The 7,393-nt window shown below is 71.7% G+C and carries 6 protein-coding genes and 1 pseudogene; 2 read left to right on the top strand and 5 right to left on the bottom strand.

Annotation, left to right across the window (positions count from 1 at the left end; translation table 11 throughout):
• Nucleotides 1–405: pseudogene (locus ACWF94_RS27590) on the top strand (hypothetical protein); the annotation flags it as partial.
• Between the two features lie 77 nt (nucleotides 406–482).
• On the opposite strand, the gene ACWF94_RS27595 reads toward ACWF94_RS27590, so the two are convergent.
• The 3 genes from ACWF94_RS27595 to ACWF94_RS27605 form a co-directional block, all read right to left on the bottom strand.
• Nucleotides 483–1,286 carry an enoyl-CoA hydratase/isomerase family protein gene (locus ACWF94_RS27595; RefSeq protein ID WP_453494033.1) on the bottom strand — a complete coding sequence of 268 codons (804 nt, stop codon included), beginning with the start codon at nucleotides 1,284–1,286 and terminating at the stop codon, nucleotides 483–485.
• A gap of 146 nt (nucleotides 1,287–1,432) precedes the next feature.
• On the bottom strand, nucleotides 1,433–1,654 hold the full coding sequence (locus ACWF94_RS27600) for a helix-turn-helix domain-containing protein (protein ID WP_006123601.1): 222 nt from the start codon (nucleotides 1,652–1,654) through the stop codon (nucleotides 1,433–1,435).
• 513 nt (nucleotides 1,655–2,167) lie between these two features.
• Nucleotides 2,168–3,766 (bottom strand): ABC-F family ATP-binding cassette domain-containing protein, encoded by a 1,599-nt coding sequence (locus ACWF94_RS27605; RefSeq protein ID WP_453494036.1) that lies wholly within the window; start codon nucleotides 3,764–3,766, stop codon nucleotides 2,168–2,170.
• Nucleotides 3,767–4,199: 433 nt separating this feature from the next.
• Here ACWF94_RS27605 and ACWF94_RS27610 point away from each other — a divergent pair, with 433 nt between their 5' ends.
• Complete coding sequence (locus tag ACWF94_RS27610) at nucleotides 4,200–4,607, top strand: VOC family protein (RefSeq protein WP_453494039.1); 408 nt, start codon at nucleotides 4,200–4,202, stop codon at nucleotides 4,605–4,607.
• A 108-nt stretch (nucleotides 4,608–4,715) separates the two neighbouring features.
• Here the strand turns inward: ACWF94_RS27610 and ACWF94_RS27615 are convergent, their stop codons facing one another.
• Together ACWF94_RS27615 and ACWF94_RS27620 are read right to left on the bottom strand one after the other, a co-directional pair.
• Nucleotides 4,716–6,281, bottom strand: a complete 1,566-nt coding sequence (locus ACWF94_RS27615) for a hypothetical protein (RefSeq protein WP_453494042.1) — start codon at nucleotides 6,279–6,281, stop codon at nucleotides 4,716–4,718.
• 204 nt (nucleotides 6,282–6,485) lie between these two features.
• A partial coding sequence (locus tag ACWF94_RS27620) for an alpha/beta hydrolase (RefSeq protein ID WP_453494045.1) occupies nucleotides 6,486–7,393 on the bottom strand: 908 nt, incomplete at its 5' end.

Here is a 7,393-nt window from a genome sequence, read left to right on the forward strand (position 1 = left end):
GATCTGGTGATCGTCGCCGTGGATCTGCGGGTGACGGATCTGCTGGACGGGCCCGCCGGCGAGCCGGTGACCGTGCCCGGCGGGCCGGCCGCGCGTGCCGTTCCGGGCGACGAACCGCAGGGCGGGGTCCGTTCGGGTGCCGCCGGGGAGAGTCCTGTCGGGGGGCGTCCGGTGACTCCGGACGGTCCGGCCGCCGTCGCCGCCGCCACGGCACCCGGTGTCGCCCATCTGACGGCCACCCTGGGCTCGGCGCTGCATCTGGCGTCGGACCATGTCCGCGTCGAGGTGGCGACGGCGGCCGGCCACCGGCCCCTGGACGTGGTCCGCGCGGTACGGCAGGCGGTGACAGCGGCGCTGGGCGACGGCCGTCCGGTGTCGGTCCTGGTCACGGCCCTGGGCGTATGAGCGGTCGGCGGCGGGGCCGCTCGGTCCCGCAGCCACTTCGCCACTGGCCGGGCGGGGTTTGAAGCGCGCCCCGCGGCTCAGTCGCCGATGCCCGCGAGGTCCCGCAGTCTGCGCGCCTGGGCCGCGCGCTCGGCGGTGCGCTGCTCCTCGTACGAACGCCCCGTCACCCCCTGGAGCAGCGCCTTTGTCTCGATCACCGCGTCGCGGGGGGCGGCGAGCAGCGCGGACGCCAGATCCCGTACGGCCTCGTCGAGTTCCCCGTCGGGCACGACCAGATTGGCGAGGCCCGTGCGTTCGGCCTCATCGGCGTGCACAAAGCGGCCCGTGGCGCAGATCTCCAGCGCGCGGGCATAGCCGACGAGCCCCACCAGCGGATGGGTGCCCGTGAGATCGGGGACGAGACCGAGGCTGGTCTCACGCATGGCGAACTGCACATCCCGCGTCACGACCCGCAGATCGCAGGCGAGAGCGAGCTGGAAGCCCGCACCGATCGCATGCCCCTGTACGGCGGCGATCGTGATGAGGTCACTGCGTCGCCACCAGGTGAACGCGTCCTGGTACTCGGCGATGGCAGCGTCGAGTTCCGCGTCGGAACCCCGTGCCAGATCGAGGAAAGAGGGCTCGCCGTCGAAGCCTTCGGGCGTGAACGCCTGCCGGTCGAGGCCCGCGGAGAAGGACTTGCCCTCACCGCGCAGCACCACGACCCGCACGGTGCCCGGCAGTGACCGCCCCGCGTTCGTCAACGCCCGCCACAGAGCGGGAGACTGGGCGTTGCGCTTGTCGGGGTTGGTCAGGGTCACCGTGGCGACCGCGTCCTCGACGGTGAGTCGTACGCCGTCCTCATCCAGCACGGAGTCACGAGCAGAGTCGAGCGATGTCATGGGACGCCTCCGGTTCGATCGGGTGCAGTCGGTGCGGTCGATGCCAAGTGACCGCACAGTAACAACCCGACGGTAACCACCCGGCCGACCGTTCGACCGACCGGGTCGCCACCGGAGAACCGATGGACCGAAGGAGCCTGGAGAAATCAGGCCGAGGCGGCCTTCTTACCTCGCGTGGCTCCGCCGCGTCCCCGCAGCGTGACTCCGGACTCGCTCAGCATCCGATGGACGAATCCATAGGAACGGCCGGTCTCTTCGGCCAGCGCCCGGATACTGGCACCGGAGTCGTATTTCTTCTTCAGGTCTGCCGCGAGCTTGTCGCGCGCGGCGCCGGTTACCCGGCTGCCCTTCTTCAGAGTCTCGGCCACCCGTGCCTCCTCATGGGAAGTGCGCTCTGGACTTCTCATGATCACCCCTTGCGCGCTGTCTGGCCACCCATTCGGCAAGGTCCATGGAAGGAGCTTTTGCATGCGCTATGTGACCGCCACATCCGGAATCATTCATTCCGTACGGCCATGTCCGCACGTCAGAGCGATCTGATCCGGGAACTTCCAGGTCAGAGACGGTAAGCGGGAGCGGGCCCCGGCATGGACACGGACGGAGTCGATCCGCAGGTCTCCGCGCCGGGGTACGAGACGCCCTCACTCAGATGATGGATCACCCGTGAGCCGAATGATCCATACGAAGTGGATCAGGGTGCGCGCCGGTCGTCGATCACTGGCCGGCGGCCAGTGATCCGCACCCGGCGGTCGAATGACCATCGGATCATTCGTCACTGTAGGTGATGGCCAGCCGGTCATCCTGGTCGGCCGCGGTCGGTCCCGGGCCGGTGGCGGCCGGTCCGCGGTCACCGGCGGACGACCGCCGGTGACTCAGCGCGGTCAGGCGAGTGCCACCAGATCCGCGTAGTCCGCGCCCCACAGATCCTCGACACCGTCCGGCAGCAGGATGATCCGCTCCGGCTCCAGCGCCTCGACCGCTCCCTCGTCGTGCGTGACGAGGATGACGGCGCCCTGGTAGGTGCGCAGCGCCCCGAGGATCTCGGCGCGGCTGGCCGGGTCGAGGTTGTTGGTGGGCTCGTCGAGGAGCAGGACGTTCGCGGACGAGACGACCAGGGTCGCGAGCGCCAGCCGGGTCTTCTCACCGCCGGAGAGGACTCCGGCCGGTTTGTCGACATCGTCACCGGAGAACAGAAACGAGCCGAGTGTCTTGCGCACCTCGACCAGATCGAGGTCGGGCGCGGAGGAGCGCATGTTCTCCAGGACCGTACGGTCCGGGTCGAGGGTCTCGTGCTCCTGGGCGTAGTAGCCGAGCTTGAGGCCGTGCCCGGGAGTGACCGCGCCGGTGTCCGGCTGCTCCACCCCGGCGAGCAGCCGGAGCAGGGTCGTCTTGCCCGCGCCGTTGAGCCCGAGGATGACGACCCGGGACCCCTTGTCGATCGCGAGGTCGACATCGGTGAAGATTTCGAGCGATCCGTACGACTTGGACAGCCCCTCCGCGGTGAGCGGGGTCTTGCCGCAGGGCGCGGGATCGGGGAAGCGCAGCTTGGCGATCTTGTCGGATACCCGCACCTCCTCCAGACCGGCGAGCAGCCGCTCGGCGCGCTTGGCCATGTTCTGCGCGGCGACGGTCTTGGTGGCCTTGGCACGCATCTTGTCGGCCTGCGAGTTGAGGGCGGCGGCCTTCTTCTCGGCGTTCTGGCGCTCCCGCTTGCGGCGCTTCTCGTCGGCCTCGCGCTGCTGCTGGTAGAGCTTCCAGCCCATGTTGTAGATGTCGATGCGCGCACGGTTGGCGTCGAGGTAGAAGACCTTGTTGACGACCGTCTCGACCAGGTCGACATCGTGGGAGATGACGATGAAACCGCCGCGATAGGTCTTGAGGTAGTCGCGCAGCCAGACGACGGAGTCGGCGTCGAGGTGGTTGGTCGGCTCGTCGAGGAGCAGGGTGTCCGCGTCCGAGAAGAGGATGCGCGCCAGCTCGACCCGGCGGCGCTGGCCGCCGGAGAGCGTATGGAGAGGCTGGCCGAGCACCCGGTCGGGCAGTCCGAGCGCGGCAGCGATGGTGGCGGCCTCGGCCTCGGCGGCGTATCCGCCCTTGGTGAGGAACTCCGTCTCCAGGCGCTCGTACCTCCTCATCGCCTTCTCGCGGGTGGCGCCCTGGCCGTTCGCCATCCGGTCCTCGTTCTCGCGCATCTTCTTCAGTACGGAGTCGAGATCGCGGGCGGAGAGGATGCGGTCGCGGGCGAGGGTGTCGAGGTCGCCGGTGCGCGGGTCCTGCGGGAGGTAGCCCACCTCGCCGGAGCGGGCGATGGCGCCACCGGCGGGCACGCCCTCGCCCGCGAGGCACTTGGTGAGGGTGGTCTTGCCGGCGCCGTTGCGGCCCACCAGGCCGATGCGGTCGCCCTTGGCGATACGGAAGGACGCGGACTCGATGAGAATGCGCGCACCGGCGCGCAACTCGATGCCGGAAGCGGTGATCACGGACAGACTCCAGGGCGGTATGGACGGCGGAAGGACGGGTCGCGGGAGCTTCGACGCCGGCTAATGCACAAGGAGAATGGCCATGAGGGCCAGTCTAACGGGGGGCTGCAAGTGGTTTATCCCGTCACCGGTCGGGATGTGACCGGGCACACTCCGCCGGAGGGCCACCGGGCGGACCCTCCGGGAGACCACCGGACGGACCCCTCCGGGTCACTGCCCGGACGGGTCGGTCCGGGAGGCGGACGCCGGCATCCGGGACGGGCGGACGCGGTGGCGGAGGTCTGGCGGGGGTCCGGCGGGGGTCCGTGACGACTGGCGTCTGACCTGGGGCGATTCCGCTCCAGGGGGCATTGTCAGTGGTGGGTGCCAGACTGAGTCACAGGTCACATCCAGCACCGTCGAGTGCGGCGCGAGCACATGAGGAGTGAGGAAGATGGCGCAGTCACCGAGCATCTGTCCGACGCTGGTGTACGCGGACGCGAAAGCCGCGATCAAGCAGCTGACCGAGGCGTTCGGCTTCACGGAGAGCGCGGTGTACGAGGACGGGGAGGGCAGGGTCGCGCACGCCGAGCTGAGGTATGGCAACGGCACGGTGATGCTGGGCAGCAAGGGGACGGGCAGCAAGTTCGACAAGCTGATGGAGCGCCAGGGGCCCACGGGCGTTTTCGTCCACGTCGACGACGTCGACGCGCACCACGGCAGGGCGGTGGAGCACGGGGTCGATGTGGTGATGCCGCCGACCGACGAGGGCTATGGGGCGCGCGACTACATGGCGCGGGATCTGGAAGGCAATGTGTGGAGCTTCGGGACGTACCGGCCCGAGGGGACCGGGGGGATATAGGCCGCTGGTGGCGGCTCCGGTGCCGGGGGCGGAAGCCGCGCCCCGGGTGCGGCCGGGGCGCCGGTGTGAGTGCGGGGCCGTGAACGGACCCTGTCGTGCCGGAGGGGGCTACGCGCCCCCGGTGTGGACCTGGAACGCGGCCCGGCGCACGGCCTTCGCGAGGGCCGGGTCGGGGTGGGCCGCGGCCAGGGCTACCAGGACCTGGACCGTGCGGGGGTGGCCTCCGGCGCGGACCTCTTCCAGCAGCGCCGGGACCGTGCCCTGGACGGCGGAGTCGAGATGGCGCAGCAGCAACTGTGGCTCACCGTGGTCGGCGACGGCGGCGGCGGTGTCCACCCACAGCCAGGTCGACTCCTCGCGGGTGAGCACATCGTGGGCGTCCTCGGCGTCCACCCCCTCGTACTCCGCCAGCCACAGGAGTGCGTAGGGGCGCAGTGAGGGCTCGTCCGCCGCGGTGCGGACCTCCGCCTCGGCGGGGGCGCCGACGACCCGCAGCGCCTCGAAGGCGAGGCCGCGCAGCAGGGCGTCCTCGCCCCGGGCGACGCCGAGCAGTTCGGTCACGGCGCTGGAGACGGTCCTGGCGGCCAGCCAGGCGCGGTACTCGACCCTGGCGGGCCCGGGGGTGAGGCGGGCACAGCCGCGGAGCATGTCGTCGGCGGACTGCTCGATATTGCCGGCCGGGCTCTGGGCGGCGACGCAGATCTGCTCCAGCTTGACCCAGACCGCCCAGTTGCCGAGGGGAGTGAGGGTGGCGGACCGGCCACGGTCGAGGGTCAGGGCACCGACGGCGGAGAGGCCCTCCAGGGCCCAGTCGAGAAGGAGGGTCACAGGCACATCAGCGGGTGCGGGTCCGGCGAGAGGGACCGGGCTCGTACCGGGTGCGGAAGCGGCGAGGGGGAGCTGGGTCGTATCGGGTGCGGAAGGAGTGAAGGGGGGCTGGCTCGTACCGGGTGCGGAAGGGGCTGGGGCATCCCGGGCAGCGCCGGGTGCCGGACCGGTGAGGGGGTCCCTGCCCGCGCCGGGTGAGGGTTCAGCGAGGGCATCCGGGGCCGCGGCGGGCGCGGAAGCGGAATCCGGGTGGGCGCGGTGGGCGGCGGCATCGGGCCCGGTGTCCTGGGTGGGCAGGAGCTGCCGCGGCCCGTAGGGGATCTCGCAGCGCTCCTCGCGCAGTTCGGCGACCCGCTGCTCCAGCAGATCGAGCAGCGCGGGCAGCAGGACGGGTCCGGCCGAGAGCTGAAGGAGGGAGAGGAGCTGGGGGACCGCTTCGACGACCTCGGCGACTGCGGTGGGGGCGACGTCGTCGGGCGCCGGGTGAGCCAGCGACCAGGCGTCGAAGAGGGCGACCCAGCCGCGCAGGACGGCCATGTCGTCGCGGTCCCAGGCGCGCAGGCGCCAGCCGGGGCGGGCGGTGCCGCCGTGCAGCTCGACCAGGCCCGCGAGGCGGGCGCGGTCCCAGCCGACACTCACCTGGAGCGGTGTCAGGTCCAGTGCGGCCGCGACCCGTTCCCGGGCCGGGACGGCGCGGGGCGCGGTGCTCGGATCCCGCTCAACGGCCGCCCAGCGCGCGATCCGGACGGCGTCGGCGAGCACTTCTCTCGCCTGGCGGGCCAGTTCCGCGGGCGGCGGAGTGCCCTCCGGGGGCCTGGGGGCAGGCCGTGTGCGCCGGGTCGTCACGGCCGTCCGGGCGCTGGCCAGTGGCCTCGGGCGGACAAGACGGAGTCTGGAATTGCGCGCCAATTGCTCATCAGGCTTTCGGGACGTCACAGGGAGCAGTCTTCCCGCTGAGGGCCCGAAAGCCCAAACGGAACCTGGTGGGCGAAGCGTTGACCGGTCCCGTCGACGGCTCTGACAGGGCCTCATCAAGATCGGGGCCGATGCCTACATCAAGGGGGTGAGAAATCGGCGGAGCGCCTCTTCGTAGCCAGCCGGGTCGGCGTTCCACATGGCCGCGTGCGGGGCGTCGCGGACCGTGTGGAGGCTGACCAGTTCGGGGCGGCGGGCGGCCAGTTCGCGGGAGGGGCCCCAGGGAGCGAGGGTGTCGTCCGGGCCGTGGACGATCAGTGTCGGCACCCGCAGGACCTGCGGGTCGGCCAGGGCGTGCGGTGGCTCGCCGCGCAGCCCCGCCCTGCCCTGGGCCGCCCTGACGGCGAGCGGCAGCAGGGCCGCGGGGGTCCGGCGGGCGGCGGCAAGTGCGCGCAGGGTGGCCAGCTGGTCCAGGACGGGTGAGTCGAGGACCAGCCCGCCGATGCGGTCCCGCAGGGCGGAGTCGGCGGCGGCGTGCAGCGCCATCGTGGCGCCGGTCGACCAACCGTGCACGACGACGCGGACAGCGCCGTTGCGGACGGCGAAGCGGAGGGCGGCATCCAGATCGCGCCATTCGGTGTCACCGAGGTGCCCGAGGCCGTCGGGGGGCCTGGGGGCGTCGGGGTCGCCCCGGTAGCCGATTCCGAGCACCGGGATGCGCCTGCCGTGCAGAAACGGCAGGAGGTTCATGGGGTGCTCCCGGGTGGCGCCCAGCCCGTGCACGGCGATCACCCAGGTGTCACGGGCTCCGGGGACGAACCAGGCGGGCATGGGGCCGAGTTCGCCCGGGATGCTGACCTCCTGGTGGCCGATGCCGAGTGACCCGGCCGGGTCGCCGGTGTGGAGCCGGGGCGTCAGCCGTACCTTCGCGCCGGTGGCCAGGCTGCCGCTGCCGACCCGTTCCAGCCGGCGTACGAGGGTGTCGGCGGGGTGCGGCAGCTCGTCCAGCACCGGGCCGACGACGGCGTGGACACCGGGGCCGT

The sequence above is a fragment of the Streptomyces sp. NPDC055078 genome, from assembly GCF_053607985.1.